Source organism: Streptomyces sp. NPDC091649 (genome assembly GCF_044756785.1).
Lineage (GTDB): Bacteria > Actinomycetota > Actinomycetes > Streptomycetales > Streptomycetaceae > Streptomyces.
The window spans coordinates 65,264-82,370 of record NZ_JBIVTR010000024.1; the positions used below are offsets into that span (position 1 = coordinate 65,264).

A 17,107-nucleotide genomic window follows, 5' to 3' on the forward strand; every position below is an offset into this window, starting at 1 on the left:
GGGCCGCGTGCGCGGGGCCCCGCGCACGGGTGACGCGCGAAAAGCGAGGCGCTTGGCCTCGGCCGGTTTGACCGGTCGACGGCCTCCTCGTCGCCATCGACGCCGGTCCCCGTGTCCGGAGCGGTGCGAACGCAAGGGTCGGTGCGGGGAGGCGTGTCCTGTCGCGATGGCCGAGCCGAGCCGTCAGGAACTCCGGACATCGAGCCTGCGGCGCAGAGTGGCGGCGAAGTCCTCCGCCGCCATCAGCTGGGCGCGCAGCGTCTCGCAGCGTGCGTCGGCCACCTTGCGGTACGAGTCCAGTCGCTCATGCAGTCGCTCCCGCTCCTCGGCCGTGGAGGTGTCGTCGGCCGCGATGCGGTCGACGATCTCCAGGAGGTCCCGCATCTCCTCCAGCGAGAAGTCCAGCGGCTTCATGCGGCGGATCACCATCAGGCGGCCGACGTCCGTCTCGGTGTACAGGCGGAATCCTCCCTTGCTGCGGGCGGAGGGGATGACCAGGCCGACTTCCTCGTAATGCCGGATCGTGCGAAGCGACAAGCCCGTTCGCTCGGCCACCTCACCGATCTGCATCTGCCGCTCTGTCATCCCGCGCCTGCCTCCTCGATAACCGGCTGTTCTTCGAACGTTCGAAGGGAATCAGCATACGTGTCCAGAATCACATGATCCGCAGACGTATTTACCTGTATTTCACAAGCCGCAACTCGCACTCTGCTCTCACGTCAGGGTACGATTTTGCCGTGGGCCTGAACCGCTGGGCGGACCTCGCTGACGCTTGAGCCCCAGCCAGGGCCTCACAGGCTTTTCGGGCAATGATGCCCGACGGTCAGCCGCGAAGGCTGCCACTCGATCTGGCAGGACCCCACCGATGCCGGGCTGCGGGGATTCCGCCCCCTGCATGGAGTCGAGAACGATGCGTGCGTGTCCAGACAGGTGGATGTGTGCGCCCGAACAGAAACGGTTGCATGTCTACACCGCTGTCCGCGGCTCCGAAGCTGCGTATGTCCAAGCCGGACTGGCTGGCTTCTCCGAAGGTTTTCCGTACGGAGGTGCTGGCCGGTCTGGTGGTGGCGCTGGCGTTGATCCCGGAGGCGATCTCCTTCTCGATCATCGCGGGTGTCGATCCGGCGATCGGTCTGTTCGCTTCGTTCACGATGGCCGTGGTGATCTCGTTCGTGGGTGGCCGCAAGGCCATGATCTCCGCAGCCACCGGCGCCATGGCCCTGGTCATCGCGCCGCTCAACCGCGAGCACGGCCTCGGTTACCTGATCGCCGCCGTCATCCTCGGCGGTCTGATGCAGATGGCCCTGGGCGCGCTCGGAGTGGCCAAGCTGATGCGGTTCGTTCCGCGCTCGGTGATGGTCGGCTTCGTCAATGCCCTCGCCATCCTGATCTTCATGGCGCAGGTGCCGGAGATGCGGGATGTTCCGTGGGCGGTGTATCCGCTGATCGTCGGTGGTCTGGCCCTCATGGTGTTCTTCCCGAAGATCACCACGGTGGTTCCCGCACCTCTGGTCGCTATCGTCACGCTGACGGTGATCACGCTCGCCGCCGGGATCGCTGTTCCCGACGTCGGTGACAAGGGCGATCTCCCGTCGTCGCTGCCGGTGCCGGGTCTGCCCGATGTGCCGTTCACGATGGACACCCTGACGACGATCGCTCCGTATGCCTTCGCGTTCGCGCTGGTGGGCCTGATGGAGTCGCTGATGACGGCGAAGCTCGTCGACGACATCACCGACACCCGCTCGAACAAGACCCGTGAGTCCATCGGTCAGGGCGTCGCCAACATCGTGACCGGGTTCTTCGGCGGCATGGGCGGCTGCGCCATGATCGGCCAGACCATGATCAACGTGAAGACCTCGGGAGCCCGCACCCGCCTGTCCACCTTCCTCGCCGGTGCTTTTCTGATGGTCCTGTGCATCGTGTTCGGCCCGGTCGTCTCGGACATCCCGATGGCCGCTCTCGTCGCGGTGATGATCCTGGTCTCCTTCGCCACCTTCGACTGGCACTCCATCCAGCCGAAGACGCTCAAGCGCATGCCGGTCGGCGAGACCACCGTCATGGTCGTCACCGTCGCCGCGGTGGTCGCCACCCACAACCTCGCCATCGGTGTCGTGCTCGGTTGCATCACCGCGATGGTGATCTTCGCGAAGCGGGTCGCCCACATCGCCGAGGTCACCGGGGTCGTGGACCCGGACGGTAACCAGGTCGTCTACGCGGTCACCGGCGAGCTGTTCTTCGCCTCCTCCAACGACCTCGTCTACCGGTTCGACTACAAGGACGACCCCGACGACGTCGTCATCGACCTCTCCGACGCCCACATCTGGGACGCCTCCTCCGTCGCCGCCCTCGACGCCATCGAGGCCAAGTACGCCCAGCGCGGCAAGAAGGTCACCATCATCGGCCTGAACAAGGCCAGCGCCGAGATGCACGACAAACTCGCCGGCCGGCTCACCGCCGGCCACTGACACCAGCCGGCCACTGACACCAGCCGCCCCTTCCCGCTCCGCCGACGGCGTCGGGCCGCCATCCGTGTGGCCCGCCGCCGTCGAGTCATGACTGGGTCGGGGCAGCCCACGTCTCGGCGGGTGCGACGCTCCTGGCGGGACCCTTGATCAGTAGACCTCCGAGCAGCGCCGCGACCAGCAGAGCTGCGGCGGCTGTGTGGAGGAGCGCGGGGTTGTCACCGGACAGACGGCTCGTCGTCCCGTAGAGCAGCGCGACTCCGAGATCGTTGCCCATGTGCTGGCTCGCCATGACGAAGCCGGCCAGTCCGCCGGAGTCGTGCGCGGCGATGCCGTCGGTGATGGTCGAGTAGATCACCGTACCGGCCATGCCGAGGCCGAGGCTGAGACAGATCATGCTCGGAAAGGCGCTGACGACGGAGCCCTCGACCAGCCGGATGAGCAGCACTCCGACCGCCGCGAGCAGCAGACCCGGCAGCAGGAGGGCGCGAGGTCCGATGTGAGGCAGCAGCCGGGCGGAGACGACCCGGGAGCCGACGAGGAACTGCCCGGTCATCAGCACGAATACGGCGAGCGACGCCGGCAGTTCGACGGACATCAGGAACGGGCCGAGGAGTCGTACCACGGTCCCCAGAGCGAGCGCGGTCAGGAACAGGGCCAGCGACGCGCCGAACATGTCGCGGGTCCCGGTCCCGGTTGCGTACGCCAGCAGAATCCAATTCGCCGTCCGTGACTGCTGCCAGGCGAAGGCGGCCGGCAGAAGAATGCCGCGGAGAACGGCGGAGTACGCGAGCGATGCGTCCCCGTCGTCCGCCTGGAACTGGACGAAGCCGTAGAGGAGAGCCGCGGCCCCGAACGTGCTCAGCAGCGCACCGGGCGCGTCGAAGCGGGACGGAGTACGGCCGGGCTGGTCGCGGACCAGCGTGGCGGCGCCGATGAGCGCGAGGAGGGCCAGCAGGACCGTGACGTACAGCGATACGCGCCAGTTCAGCGTCAGGAAGAGCGGAAACGCGATGAACAGGGTCAGCGCACTGCCGCCGAGGCCGGCCACGGAGTAGATCCCGAAGGCATTCCTGCGTTCGTCCGGTTCGGTGAACAGGGCGGTGACCAGGCCGAGCGAGGCGGGCACGATCAGAGCGGCGAAGACGCCTCGCAGGACGTGGCTCCAGAGCAGCGCGTCGGTCCCGGTGGACAAGGCGCCGGCCACAGCGGTCACCGCGAAACCGGTCAGACCGATGAGCAGCGTCGTCCTGCGGCCGACGAGATCCGCGAGGTGGCCGCCGACGAGCAGCAGCGCGCCGAAGACCATCGCGTAGCCGGCGGACAGCCAGGCCGGGCCGTCCCAGCTGCTGCTCAGGTCGCGAGCGATGTCCGGCAGCAGCGCGAGTGCGCTCGCCGTGTTGAGCAGCACGACCAGTTGCGCGAACGTGGCCACCGCGAGGCCCCACCAGCGCCGGGGATCCGGCGGAGCGCCGTTGCCGGCCGGGCCCACGTGCATCGGAGCCGCCGGCGGACCGTGGCCCGGCGCTGTCCAGGGCCCGCGCGATGCCGAAGTCGACCAGACCCATGCCGCCCTCGCCGAGCCGGGCGATCAGTCGGTAGGGGCCGATGTGCGCAGGGTCTCGTGCCGTCAGCTGTTCCACGATGCCGGAGTCAGCCCCTCAGGTCGGGGCTGAGGAGCACGACGGCGGTGAGCAGGCCGTGTCGGGCGTCGAGCGGCCTGGCTGACGGGGGCGGAGGCCCGGTGCGGACGTGCTGGATCTCGTTCTCGGCCATGCGGCGGTCCCCACGGCAGACATCGGAGATCCTAAGGTAGAACAACGGTCCAGGGCGCGGGTATGCGCTGCCGAGGAAGGGAATTCGCTCCACGAGAACCGACGCCGCTCCCGGCGGAGTCTGCCGGGAGCGGCGCGGGTCCGCGCGGGGGGCGTCGGGCGCTGCGGGGCTGGCGCTTTCACGCGTGCGGACGGGTCAGGCCGTACGGGTCAGAACTGGAGCGACCAGGCGTTGATGTAGCCGGTGTCGTTGACCCAGTTGTCGGTGACGCGGAGCTTCCACGTTCCGTTGGCGGTCTTGCTGGAGGCGTCGACCGTGATCGTGCCCCGGACGTCGTCGGCGCTGTCGTAGGAGTTGTAGTTCTTCAGGAGGAACACCCCGCCGTCGGGTGCGACCAGCTCGACCTTCACGTCCCCGCGGTAGGTGTGCCGGATGTCGACGGTGACGGCCAGGTCGGCGGCGGCCCTGCCGTCGATGCCGGTGACCGTGATGGGCGACGTGACGGTGGCGTTGTCACGGATCTGGTAGTCGTCGGTGTTCTCGAACGTGTCGCCGTCGCCGGGCGGCGTGGTGTCGTCGCCGGCGCCCGTGTGCAGGAGCTGGTTGGGGGAGCCGGTGCGGGCGTCGGTGACCTTGCCCGATGTGGCGTCGTCGAGCAGCTTGGCGCGGACCTGGGCCGGCGTCCACGTGGGGTTGGCGGAGAGCAGCAGGGCCGCCGCGCCGGCGACGTGGGGAGCGGCCATGGAAGTGCCGCTCATCGACTGGGAGTTGGTGTCGCCGGAGTTGGACGTGGAGACGATGCTGTCGCCCGGGGCGAAGATGTCCAGGCAGGAGCCGTAGTTGGATGCCTGCCCGTTGTTCCAGCCGGTGGCGCGGGCGTCCCGGCTGTTGGTGGCGCCGACCGTGATGGCCGACGGGGTGGAGGCCGGGGAGTACGAGCACGCGTCGGCGTTGTCGTTGCCGGCCGCCACGACCCAGGTGGTTCCGGAGGATATGGAGGCCGCCACCGCGTCGTTCACGGACTCGATCCTGCCGCCCCCGACGCTCATGTTGGCCACGGCCGGCTTCACCCCGTTCTTGGTGACCCAGTCGATGCCCGCGAGGACCGGGGCCCAGGTGTCGCCCGAGTTGCCCCGGCAGTTCAGCACCCGGACGCCGATGAGCTTGACGCCCTTGGCCACGCCGTACGCGCCGCCGCCGACGGTGCCGGCGACATGGGTTCCGTGGCCGTTGCAGTCGGAGGCGTTGGAGTCGTTGTCGATGAAGTCGTAGCCGCTGACCGCCCGGCCGCCGAAGTCGCGGTGGCTCATGCGGATGCCCGAGTCCACGATGTACGCGTTCACATTGGAGGCGGTGGTGCCGTAGGTGTAGCTCCGGTCCACCGGCAGGTCGCGCTGGTCGACGCGGTCCAGCCCCCAGGAGGGCGGGTTGGTCTGGGTGTCGATCGCGTACGCCGCAGCGTCGGCCTCCACCCGGGCCACCGACGGGTCGGCGGCCAGCCGCTTGGCCTTCTCCTCGCTCATGCGCACGGCGAAACCGCGCAGGGCGGCGGTGTAGGTGAAGCGCAGGCTGCCCGCGTGCCGCTTGGCCAGGGCCTTCGCGGAGCCGGGCACGTCGGTGCGGGCGACCGAGTCCTTGAACGTGACGATGTACGAGCCTTCGACCGCGCCGGGGCGGTCCGCGCCGACGATGCGGCCTTCGCCGCCGCCCGGCGGTGCGGGGGCGGCCACGGCCCCGGTGGTCTGGGCCGCCCCGACGAGCAGGGCGGCGCTGGCGCCGACGGCGAGCAGGCGTCGCAGGACGCGTGCGTCAAACTCCATGATTTCTCCTTGAGAGCTGTCCGGAACCGGCTCGGGCCCGGATGTGCGGCACCCGTCGCCGGGTGGTCTCCGGACCCGCGCCGTCCGTGGTGGGAGGCGGGGGCCCGGAGTGACCGCCACGGCACGCGGTGCCGGGCACGCCAGGTTCTGCCGGGGTCATGACAACGGCCTGGTGGTGGCGGTCGTGCGGACGCCTTCGGGTGCCGGCGTCCGCAGGCGGTGGGGTGAGGGGGCGTGTCCCACCAAGTGGGTTCGGTGGGACACGGGTCCGGTCACGCCGCGCGGCTGTGTGGGGACGCGGCCGCCCCCGTGCACCCGGCTCTGCCGGCCAGGAACCGGGGTGCACGGGGTGGCGTTGCCGGATCGCCCAGAGCTTCGGCCACCCGGCGGCAGTCCAGCAATCCGTAGCGCTACCCAAAGAGTGGGAGCGGCGGTACGGACGGTGGCCGCCCCGCGCCCGGGCCGCCCACGGCCGGCCACCCGCACCGCCCACGGGCCGCGCCCGGCTACCCGCGCCTCCCCACGGCCCGCGCCCGGCCACCCGCGCCTCCCCACGGGCCGCGGCCGGCTACCCGTCCCCCACGGGCCGCGGCCGGGCCGGGCGGGGCGCGGACAGGCAGTCGGCATTCTCTAGGTGATCGCCCCTATTGCAACGTCGGCCGTCCGGCGGGTAGACCACCTGCCCAACGGGCCACGAGGCCCGGGCCCGTGCAGGTCCGGCCCGCGAGCCCGCCCCCAGGGGCCCGCCGGATCGCGAGGGGGCCCCTGGGGGCCGATGGCCGGTGAGAGGCGGAGCCGTGGAGAAAGGTCTTCCCGGTACGGGAGGCGGCGAGGAGACGGCCGACGGCGGGTTCGTCGGGCGGAGCGCACACCTGCGGCGGCTGCGGCGAGCGTTGCGCGAGGGGTGCAGCCTCACCGTGGTGCGCTCGGCCGCCGGCGCCGGCGCCTCACGCCTGGTGGACGAGGCGCTCGGCGGGGCGGAGTTCGCCGGGTGGACGCACCTGCGCGCGAGGTGTCCCGACGCGGTGGACCCGGTTCCGCTCGGACCCGTCGCCGACGCGCTGGCCGGGCTGCCGTACGCGTCCGGTACCCCCGGCCCGCCGCTGCCGCCGCTGCCGCCGCTGCCGCCGCTGCCGCCGGTGGCCGGTGCCGTGGGCCTGGTCGTACCCGAACTGGCCGACCGGTTGCCGCCGCCGCCTCCGTCCGCGGCCGACCCCGAGGTCCTGCGGGGGCTGCTGCCGCGCGCGGTCGAGGCCCTGCTGGCGGCGCTGGGGAACGTCGTCCTGGTGGTGGAGGACGCCCACCACGCGGACCCCGCGACCCTCGGCCTCCTGCGCCATCTGGGGGGCTCGATGCCGGACGGACTGCGGCTCGTCGTCACCGAGGAGGCCGCACGCGGGCTGCCGGCCCTCGACGTCCGCGTACCGGAGCGGGTGCGGGTGGAGGAGATCGAAGTCCGGCCCTGGACGGCCGAGGAGACAGCGGCGTTCGTCCGGTGGTGGCTGGCCGCTGACCCTCAGAGGCAAGGCGAGGAAGAGAACGGACTCGCCAACGCCGTGCATGAGCTGACCGGAGGGCTGCCCGGGGTCGCCGGTGCGCTGCTGCGCGGGGCCGAGGAGCTGCTGCGGGCGGGCGACGGGCGCGGCACGGGCGCGGCGGACCGGGTGCGGGCGGCGGGAGAGGGCTGCCGCGCGGACGCGGTACTCGCCGCCGTACGGGAGAGCGACGTCCCTCCGTACGTGAGGCGGGAGTCGGCCCGGCGGCGCGCCTCGCTCACCGAGGACGCGCGGCGACTCCTCGAAGCGGCGGCGGTCATCGGATCGGCGGTGCCCGTCGCTGTGCTCACCGAGGTGGCGGAGATCGCGCCGGGGCGAGCGGAGGCGGCCGTGGACGCCTGCGTACGCCGGTCCGTGCTCACGGCCGACGGGCCGTACCCCGTCTTCCGGAATCCGCTGGACCGCCGTGCCGCGCTGGCGGAGGTGTCCGGACCGCGGCGGGCCCGGCTGAGCCTGCGCGCCGCGCGCGCCCTGCGCCGCGGCGGCGACGGCCCGCCACCGCTGGTCGACCTGGCGCGGCTGTACCGGGCGGCGGGGCTGGTGCGCGAGGGGTTGCGCTGCCTCGTCGTGGCGGCCGACCGGGCCGCCACCGCGGGCGACTACGCCACCGCCACCCGCCTCTACACCCGTGCCGTCGCCGATGACCCGCTGGCGGAAGGCCGGGTCCGCACCGCCGCGAAGCTGGCCCGCACCGCCCAACTGGCCCGCGCGGGCGACCGGGCGGTGGCCGCGGTGCGGCGGGTACTGGACGAGGACGACCCGCCGCTGCGCATACGCGGTGAGATCCGGCTGCATCTGAGCGTCGTTCTGCGCAACCAGAGCGGAGGGGCCCAGGACAGCCTCAACGAGGTCGCCCGCGCCATCCCCGACCTGGAGGCGTCCGACCCGCAGACCGCCGCCCGCGCCATGGCGGTCGCCGCCATCCCCTCCATCAAGGGCTGGCCCGTCGGCCGCCACCGGGACTGGCTGGAGCGCTGCGGGGCGCTCGCCGGCCAGGTGACCGACCCGGTCGCCCGGGCCGCCATCGCCGCCAACCGCGCCACCGCCCTGATGCTGCTCGGCGACCCGCGGGCCTGGGCCGCCGCCCGAACGCTGCGCGACCCGGCCGGGACCGCGATGGAGGCCGCGCACCACACCCGGGGCTGGGCCAACCTCGCGCACGCGGCGAGCGCCCTCGGTTACGGCGAACGGGCCCGCGAGTACCTCGACCTGGCCGCCGAGGGACTCGCCGAGACCAGCAGCCCGTACCTGGAGGGGCTCACCCAGACCGCCCGCCTGGTGCTCACCTGGCACGAGGGCCACTGGCGCGGTCTGCACACGGACGCCGACCACACCACCCGGCAGTACCAGGAGATACCCGATCTGACCGCGGAGGCCATGCTGGTGCGCGGGCTGACCGCGCTGCACGTGCTCGGCGACGTCCCCCGGGCCCGCCGGGACCTCGCGGAGGCCGCCGGCACCACCTGCTACGACACCGGTTTCGTCCTCACCGCGTCCGCCGCCGCCCTGGCCCGCATCCACCTGGAGGCGGGGCGGCCCGGCCAGGCGTGCGACGCCGTGGAGGAGGCCCTGCGCCGGCTGGAGCGGACCGGAGGCTGGGTGTGGGCGGCAGAGGTGCTGCCCATCGCGGTGGAGGCCCTGCACCGCGACGGGCAGACCGCGCGAGCCCACCGGCTCGTCGCCGACTGCGCGGTCGGCATCGCGGACCGCGACGCGCCTGCCGCCCGTACCGCCCTGGCCGTGTGCCGTGCGCTGCTCGCCGAAGCCGAGGGACGACGCGGCGAGGCAACCGGCCTGCTGGCCGATGCGGAGGCCCGGTGGCGGCAGCTCGGCCGCCCCTTCGACGTGGCACGTTCGGCGGAAGCCCGCGGGCGCTGCCTGCTCGACGCCGGCGAGGAGACGGCGGTCCCGCTCGTCCAGGAGGTCGTCGAGACCTACCGGCGCCTGGGCGCCCGCTGGGACGTGGCCCGTTGCCAACGGCTGCTGCGCCGCCACGACATCGTCACCACCCACCGCCGCGGCCGGCTCGGCTACGGCGACCAGCTCTCCCCGCGCGAGCAGGAGGTGGCCCGGCTGGTCGTCCAGGGACGCGCCAACCGGGACATCGCCGAAAGCCTCGTTCTCTCCCCTCGCACCGTGGAACACCATGTCGCCCGCATCATGAGGAAGTTGAACGCCGCGTCCAGGACCGACATCGTGCTCCGGCCGTGGAGTTCGTAACACCGTCTCCTGAAACGTGCCGGTCGGCCGTGACCGAGGCGAGCGCCGACACGTGCCCACTCGTGCGGAATCGCTGTCCAAGAACACCTATTTGGCGGCTCTTGAGTGAGAAGCGAACTACGGACACCCTGTGTGTTCTTGAGGTGAAAGGCGGCTTCACCGAACGGTTTCCAGTGGCACACATCACTGGCACTCTCGACTGAACTGAGCCCGCTTGCTGCTCATAAACGGGCACTTGACATCTTTACTCACTCGATATCTTCCTCACGATTAGCTTTCTCTTACAAGAGACAGGAAGTGCTTTGAGCGGTATAGGGGATACGCCTCCCTTTGGGAGACCACGGCGTATCGGGGGGCTGGGAACCAGGCGGGCGCGCTGGGCCGCCGGCGGCCTCGCTCTGCTGATGTCCGTCACTCTCGTCGAAGGCGCGAGCGCGGCACCGCCGCAGCAGCCGGCGGGGGAGAAGGAGTCGAAGCCCGCTGCGACGCAGGCTGCCGACATCGCCTCGGCGAAGGTGGCGGCCCGGTTGTCGGGCAAGCGGGTCGAGGCTCTCTCGGAGCGCACGGAGAACTCGACGACGTGGGTGAACAAGAGCGGCAGCCTGACGACTGAGATGTCGTCAGGGCCGGTCCGCTTCCAGCGCGACGGGCAGTGGGTCGACGTCGATGTCGATCTGGTGCGGCAGTCGGACGGATCGGTAGAGGCTCAGGCGCACCCGGCAGGGCTGAGCCTGGCGGGGAAGGGGGGCGCGCTGCCGAAGTCGCTCGCGGCAGCGGCGAAAGCGCCGGCCCGTGACCTGGTGACGCTGGGCAGCGGCGACGAGCAGATCACGCTCCAGTGGAGGGGCGGCCTGCCCGCGCCGCAACTGGACGGCACCCGCGCCACCTACCCTGACGCCCTGCCGGACGCTGACGTGGTCGTGGAGGCCACGCGGACCGGCTTCGAGCAGTTCGTCGAGATCAACGAGCGCCCCGCCACCGGCGCCTACTCCTACACGCTGCCGCTGGAGACCGAAGGGCTGAAGGTCAAGCAACTCAAGGACGGCAGCCTGGTATTCACCGAGGCCAAGTCGGGTAAGAAGAAGCGGGCCGTGATGCCCGCACCGGTGATGTGGGACGCCTCGGTGGACAAGGTCTCCGGCGAGCACACCAACCGGGGCGAGGTCGGCCTGAAGGTCGTCAAGACCGACGACGGCGTGGACCTGGTCGTCACCCCCGACGCCGACTTCCTCGCCGACCCGAAGACGACGTACCCCGTCACGGTGGACCCGTCCACCTCGGCGCTGTCGAACGTCTTCGACACCTACGTCCAGCAGGGCGAGACTCGCGACTGGTCCACCGACACCGAACTCGACCTGGGCAACCCGGGCACGAAGAACGCCGACGGCACCCCGCGCACCGCCCGGTCCTTCATCACCTGGAACACCGCGCCGATCTCCGACGCCCTGGTGGTGGACGCGAAGCTGTCCCTGTGGAACTTCCACTCCAGCAACTACACCGGCACTTCCTGCCCCACCCAGCCGTGGGAGGTGTGGTCCACCGGAGCCGCGTCGACATCCTCGCGATGGGCGGCACCGAACCAGCCGGCCTGGACGACGCAGAAGGCCACCTCCTCGGAGACCCGCGGCAACTCCTCCTGCTCGACCCAGCCCGACGGCTGGATCAACGCCGACGTGACCACGTTGGCGCAGGAATGGGCCTCCGCCAAGGCATCCCGGTCCCACATGGGCCTGCGCGCCGCTGACGAGAGCAGCACGAGGCAGTGGAAGCGCGTCAACTCCGCCAACGCCGCCTCCAACCCGCCCAAGCTGGTCGTCACCTACAACTACCGGCCGCGTACCGGGACCAAGCAGGAAGCCGGTCCGCCGTACTTCTCCTACGGCGGCTCCTACGTCGTCGACACCACCACCCCCACCCTGCGCGACACCTTCGTCGACGCTGACGGGGACAAGGTCAACGGCACCTTCCAGATCTTCGACAACGCCACCAACACCCAGGTCGGCAACGTCATCGTCTCCCCCTACGTACCCTCCGGCCAAGTCGCCTCCGTGACCGTCCCGGCAGGCGTACTGACCAACGGCAGGACCTACAAGTTCCGCACCAACCCCTACGACGGCGCGCACTACAACACCGGCTGGTCCGCCTGGAAGACCTTCACCGTCGACACCACCGCCCCCGCAGCGCCCGCCAAGGTCGCCTCGGCCGACTACCCGTCGGGCAAGTGGAGCAAGGGCGCGGGGCAGGCCGGCCGCTTCACGGTCACTCCGCCGGCCTCCGACCACAACTGGCTCGAATGGTCGATGGACGGCCAGACCTGGGCCAAGGTCGCCACCGGCGGCGCGGGCGGCGACAAGGACGTCGCCATCACCCCCGCCGACAACGGCGCGCAGTCCCTGCTGGTCCGCGCCGTCGACAAGGCCGACAACCGGTCCCCGGTCGTCACCTACTCCTTCAACGTCGGAGCGGGCGGCTTCCTGCGTCCCGCGTCCGGCGACCGTACCGCGCGACGTCTCATCCTTGAGGCCGAGAGCGACGGCGGCAAGTACGACGGCGTCTCCTTCTCGTGGCGGCGCTCCGCCGCCGACCCCTGGCAGCAGGTGCCTGCCGGAGACGTGACCTTGGACGGCACCGCGCTCGCTCAGTGGCCGGCCGCACTTGCCGGCGGTAAGAACACCCCGCTCACCTGGAATGCGACAGGCACGGTCAAACCCGACGGCACCATCGAGCTGAAGGCCGACTTCACCGGCCCCGGCGGGGCCACCGGGTCCACCGATCCGATCAGCATCGTGGTCGACCGCAACTCCAGCGGAGCGGCGAGCGAGGACATCGGTCCGGGCTCCGTCAATCTGCTGACGGGCGACTACAGCATCTCCGAGGAGGACGTCTCCTACTTCGACGTCGCCGTAACCCGCACCGCCTCCTCGCGCCGTCCGGAGGCCGGGGCTCAGCAGGAGGACCAGGCCGCCATCTTCGGGCCGCAATGGGTATCGGGGTTCGAGGCGCAGCTGACCGAGTCGGACTACACCCATCTGAAGAAGGTCTCCGACACGGCCGTCAGCGTGATGCTCGCCGACGACGACCCGATCCACTTCACAGCCACCGCGGCGAAGAACGGATGGGTCCCCGAGCCGGGCGCGGAGGAGATGGTCCTGAAGGGGAGCGTCAACGGCGCCTTCACCCTCTCCGACAGCGCGGGCACGGTGACCCACTTCACCAGGGCCGACCCGCAGACCACGACCTGGCAGGTCAGCAGCACACTGCACGACGGACTCTCCCACACGACCACCACGGTCCTGTCGGAGAACGTCGCCGTGAACGGCGAGAAGCTGGCACGGCCCACCCGGATCATCGCTCCGACCTCCGCCGTCAGCGCTTCGGCCTGTGCCGCCGATCCGGCGACCAAGGGCTGCCGCGTGCTGGAGTACGTCTACGCCTCCACCACGACCGCCACGCCGTCGGACCTGGGTGACTTCGCGGGCCAGGTCAAGGAGATCCGCCTCTGGTCCACCGCGCCCGGAGCCGCCTCGGCCACGTCCAAGTCCGTCCAGATGTACCAGTACGACGAGACCGGAAAGCTCCGTCGCACCTGGAACCCGCAGATCACGCCAGGGCTGCCGACCCGGTACTCCTACGACGCGGCGGGGCGGGTCACCTCGCTGGCTCCGCCCGGAGAGCTCCCGTGGAACTTCACCTACGGCAAGGCGGGCAATGACCCGGCGGTCGGTGAGGGAATGCTCCTCAAGGCCACCCGTGCCGCGCTGAAGCGGGGAACGGCCGACACCACCGAGGGCGAGGCGACCACCAGCGTCGTCTACGACGTGCCGCTCTCCGGCTCCGCCGCCCCGTACTCGATGAACAAGGACGCGGTCAGGGCGTGGGGGCAGCGGAGCATTCCCGTCGACGCCGCCGCCGTCCTGCCCGCCGACACCGTGCCCTCCTCCCACGCGGGGTCGGCGCTCGCACCGGCCGATTACCGCCGTGCCACCGTCCACTACCTCGACGCCTCGGGCCAGAGCACCAACACCGTCGAGCCCGGCGGCCGGATCGAGAGCACTGACTACGACCGCTTCGGCAACATCGTGCGCGTCCTGTCGGCCGGGAACCGGGAGACCGCGCTCGGCACCACGGCAGGCGCGAAGGAGGCTCTTGCCGACCTCGGTCTCAGCGCCCTGCCGAGCGCCGAACGCGCCGAACTGCTCTCCACCCGCTCGGTCTACGACGAAACAGGTGCTCAGGAGCTCGAGAAGTTCGGTCCTACGGGCCGAGTCGACCTGGCCAGGGACCTGAAGTCGGGCTCCACCACTCTTGTGTCCGCGGGCTCGTCCGTCATCGCGCGGAGCTGGACCAGTAAGCGCTACGACGAGGGCCGCCCCACGGACGGCAGCTTCGTCACGAGCAACCAGGTCACCAGCACCACCGAAGGTGCTCAGGTCCGCGAACACCCGGCCGTCATGGCGGACGCACAGCTCACCACCGTCGGGTACGACTGGGTGAAGGGACTGCCCACGAAGGTGGTCCAGGACCCCGCCGGGCTCGCCATCACGACCACCACCGAGTATGACGCCCAGGGCAGGGTGACCAGGCAGGGCGCACCCGGCACCGGGGGCACCGACGCGGGCACCCAGGTCAGCGCCTACTGGTCGGCCACCGGCACCGGCGCCTGCGCGGGACGCCCCGAATGGGCCGACCTGCTGTGCACCGCCGGCCCGGCCGGCGACATCACCGGGGGCGGAGCCAACCCCGGCCAGCTCCCCACGATGACCGCCGAGTACAACTGGTGGGGCGACACGGCCCGGACCACGGAGAAGGCCGGAGCGTCGACCCGTACCATCACCCACTCCCACGACGCCGCCGGACGGCCCGTATCCGTGACGACCACGGGCGGCATCGGCGCGGCCGTCCCGACAGCCACGACCACGTACGACCCGGACACCGGCCGGGCGGTGAAGTCCACGTCCCCGACCGGCGGAACCATCACCCGCGCCTACGACGACCTGGGCCGGCTGATCTCCTACACCGACGCCGACGGAGGAACGACCACCACCGAGTACGACCTCCTCAACCGCCCCGTACAGGTCGGCAACAGCGTCCCGAGCACCGTCACCTACACCTATGACACCGCCGTCGACGCGCGGGGCCTGGCAACCAAGGTCTCCGACTCGGTCGCCGGCGACTTCTCCGCCACCTACGACGCCGACGGGGCCACGGCCACCGAGAAGCTGCCGGGTGGCTACACCCTGAAGCAGGTCAAGGACGCCGCGGGCGCAGTCGTCGAACGCCTCTACACCAGAGACAGCGACGGGGCGACGGTCTTCAGCGACGCAGTCACCTCAACGATCCACGGCCAGGCGTCCACCCGAGCCGGCTGGTCGCACCAGAGCTACGACTACGACAACGCCGGCCGCCTCACCCGCGTGGAGGACACCAGCGACAACGCGTGCACCCTGCGCACATACACCCTGGACAAGCGGTCCAACCGAACGGGCACGGCCAAGGCCGCCGGCGCCGCCGGTGTCGCCTGCCCCACCAGCGCGGGAGCGGTCACCGGCCGGAGCTACGACAGTGCCGATCGTGTGGCCGGCGCGGGTCACGTCTACGACGCCTTCGGGCGTACGACCGCACTGCCGGGCTCCACTCTCTCCTACTACACCAACGATCTGGTGCGTCAGCAGGTCGCGGGGAAGCAGCGCCAGACGTGGGAACTGGACGCCACGCTGCGCTTCCGGTCCTGGACGGTGGAGGCCGACAACGCGGGTACCTGGACCCGGACAACAGCCAAGACCAACCACTACGGCGACGACGGCGACAACCCGAGCTGGATCGCGGAGAACACGCAGGGCGCGGTGACGCGCAACGTCGCGTCCGCCACCGGCATGTTCGCCGCGACCACCGGCAAAACCATCGGTACCGTCCTCCAACTGTCGAACATCCACGGGGACATCGCCCTGCAACTGCCGCTCGACACGTCCGTCGCGCCAAAGGCTCTGGACAGTGACGAGAACGGCGCGCCCCGCGGTGGCGGCGACGCCCAGCGCTACGGCTGGTTCGGCGGCAAGCAGCGCTCCAGCGAGACCCTCAGCGGACTCGTCCTGATGGGCGTCCGACTGTACGACCCCTCCACGGCGCGCTTCCTCCAGGTCGACCCGATCTTCGGCGGGAATTGCAACGCGTACGATTTCGTGTGCGCCGACCCGGTCAACGGAACCGACCTCGACGGCCGGTGCGGCGCTTGGGGCAACCCCTTCAAGTCGTGCGACAAATGGCGCATCCTCATGTGGTCCCGCTCGCCGGGGAGCCACTGGAAGACTATCCGAGAGGGCAGCAAGGGCAATGTGAAGGCCAATGGTGTCAAGTACGGGAAGTTCGGCCTGAGGCACATCAAGGACAAGCATGTCGGCAGAGGGAAGAAATCGGCCTGGCGTTCCAGCTCCACCATGTTGAGTGACCTCAAGAAGGCACTCACCTCAGGTAAGTGGCGCTATCAGTGGGGCGACAGCCGCAACGGAAAGTGGGATATCTACTACACCTACTGGACCGGCTGCGGATGCCGAAAGAAGAAGAAGTACACAGTTACGGTGCACTATCGCACCGTCGCGGCTCCTGATGGGAAGCCGCTCGGCGTGACCAGCGCCTACATCAACCGACGCTGACGTCATCCGCCCCGGTGCCGGAACGGGAGTTCTCCCTTCCGGCACCGGGGCCCGGCCGTCCCGCCGCTGCACATTTCTCACAAGGAGGGAATCCGTACGTGCGCCCCCCGAACCCGCCCGGCAACCCGCCTCTGGACCCGCCCGGTGCCATCATCCGCTCCGTCGCCCTGCGCATGGCCCGTCGACTGGCTGAACAGGCCAAGCCGGTCAGTGCCCTGACGTCGGTCGTTCATATGGTGGAGAACGACGAGACCGAATTGGCGATGGACGACATCGGATTGCTGATCCAGTATTACCGTTTTCCCGTCCTCCGGTCGGAGTACGAGGACCTCGTACTCGCCGCGGAGCAACTGGACTCCCTTGACTCGCTCACCGACACGGGAGTCGAACAATTCGTCGTCGACGGATAGAAGACCTATGAGGCCGGGCGGCGATAGCCCTTCGAGTTCGTCAGCAGGGCTGATGCGAAGTCGCGGTGGTCTCGTGAGGTGCGTGCAGGCTGTCCCGTAATCCCTGACGGGCGCACGACGACAGCTACGGCACCTCGCCGCTTTGTCGGAACATCCACAGACATCCAGTGTGCGGACGACCGCCCGCCTTGCGATGCACCGCATCCGACGCCG

At 70.5% G+C, this 17,107-nt stretch carries 8 protein-coding genes; 4 read left to right on the forward strand and 4 right to left on the reverse strand.

Annotated elements, in window-relative coordinates:
* Nucleotides 1-183: 183 nt before the first annotated feature.
* Complete coding sequence (locus tag ACIQMU_RS29265; RefSeq protein ID WP_352240544.1) at nucleotides 184-585, reverse strand: MerR family transcriptional regulator; 402 nt, start codon at nucleotides 583-585, stop codon at nucleotides 184-186.
* Nucleotides 586-962: 377 nt separating this feature from the next.
* Here ACIQMU_RS29265 and ACIQMU_RS29270 point away from each other — a divergent pair, with 377 nt between their 5' ends.
* Nucleotides 963-2,465, forward strand: coding sequence for a SulP family inorganic anion transporter (locus ACIQMU_RS29270; RefSeq protein ID WP_352240545.1), 1,503 nt, complete (start codon nucleotides 963-965; stop codon nucleotides 2,463-2,465).
* A gap of 85 nt (nucleotides 2,466-2,550) precedes the next feature.
* Here ACIQMU_RS29270 and ACIQMU_RS29275 read toward each other — a convergent pair whose 3' ends face one another.
* From ACIQMU_RS29275 to ACIQMU_RS29285, 3 genes are all read right to left on the reverse strand, one after another.
* Complete coding sequence (locus ACIQMU_RS29275; protein ID WP_402690051.1) at nucleotides 2,551-3,897, reverse strand: MFS transporter; 1,347 nt, start codon at nucleotides 3,895-3,897, stop codon at nucleotides 2,551-2,553.
* A gap of 218 nt (nucleotides 3,898-4,115) precedes the next feature.
* Entirely contained in the window at nucleotides 4,116-4,238 is a 123-nt protein-coding gene (locus ACIQMU_RS29280; protein ID WP_352240548.1) for a hypothetical protein, read from the reverse strand.
* Between the two features lie 209 nt (nucleotides 4,239-4,447).
* Nucleotides 4,448-6,058 (reverse strand): S8 family peptidase, encoded by a 1,611-nt coding sequence (locus ACIQMU_RS29285; RefSeq protein ID WP_402690052.1) that lies wholly within the window; start codon nucleotides 6,056-6,058, stop codon nucleotides 4,448-4,450.
* A gap of 797 nt (nucleotides 6,059-6,855) precedes the next feature.
* Here ACIQMU_RS29285 and ACIQMU_RS29290 point away from each other — a divergent pair.
* The 3 genes from ACIQMU_RS29290 to ACIQMU_RS29300 all read left to right on the forward strand — a co-directional run bounded on the left by ACIQMU_RS29290 (nucleotide 6,856) and on the right by ACIQMU_RS29300 (nucleotide 16,894).
* Nucleotides 6,856-9,834: a LuxR C-terminal-related transcriptional regulator gene (locus ACIQMU_RS29290; RefSeq protein ID WP_402690053.1), complete on the forward strand. Its 2,979-nt coding sequence runs from the start codon at nucleotides 6,856-6,858 to the stop codon at nucleotides 9,832-9,834.
* A gap of 404 nt (nucleotides 9,835-10,238) precedes the next feature.
* Complete coding sequence (locus ACIQMU_RS29295; protein ID WP_402690054.1) at nucleotides 10,239-16,484, forward strand: DNRLRE domain-containing protein; 6,246 nt, start codon at nucleotides 10,239-10,241, stop codon at nucleotides 16,482-16,484.
* A 98-nt stretch (nucleotides 16,485-16,582) separates the two neighbouring features.
* Nucleotides 16,583-16,894, forward strand: coding sequence for a hypothetical protein (locus ACIQMU_RS29300; RefSeq protein ID WP_352240551.1), 312 nt, complete (start codon nucleotides 16,583-16,585; stop codon nucleotides 16,892-16,894).
* The last annotated feature ends 213 nt before the right edge of the window (nucleotides 16,895-17,107 follow it).